1 protein-coding gene is annotated in these 288 nt (G+C 52.1%); it reads right to left on the bottom strand.

Annotated features, from left to right (window positions below; translation table 11 throughout):
- Positions 1 to 273: YbhB/YbcL family Raf kinase inhibitor-like protein (locus tag SQ11_RS16065; RefSeq protein WP_156972554.1), on the bottom strand; the 273-nt coding region annotated here is incomplete at its 3' end.
- Positions 274 to 288: the final 15 nt, after the last annotated feature.

Raw genomic sequence — 288 nt, 5'->3', positions numbered from 1 at the left:
AGGTGGACAAGGCCCACCGTAGCCGGTTCGTTCCCAGTTATTGATGCCTTCCAGTGTGCCGGTGGGTAATTCGGCAACGGTTACTTGTTCCGGTAATTTGCGGATGGCAGATGGAATGTTGTAAAGAATCCAGTGTACCCAGGTCATTTTGGGTGCCTGTGGATCGGGTGCGTCCGGGTCATTAACGATCCGAACCAGAGTTTTTGCGTTTTCCGGTACACCTGCCCAGATAAGCTCCGGTGAAGAATCTTTGCCGTCACAAGTGTGACGCACTGGAATCAAACCTTG

It is taken from the genome of Nitrosospira sp. NpAV, assembly GCF_000832065.1.
Lineage (GTDB): Bacteria > Pseudomonadota > Gammaproteobacteria > Burkholderiales > Nitrosomonadaceae > Nitrosospira.
Note: the sequence above shows the minus strand (reverse complement) of the source record. Positions and strands in the feature narration are given on the sequence as shown.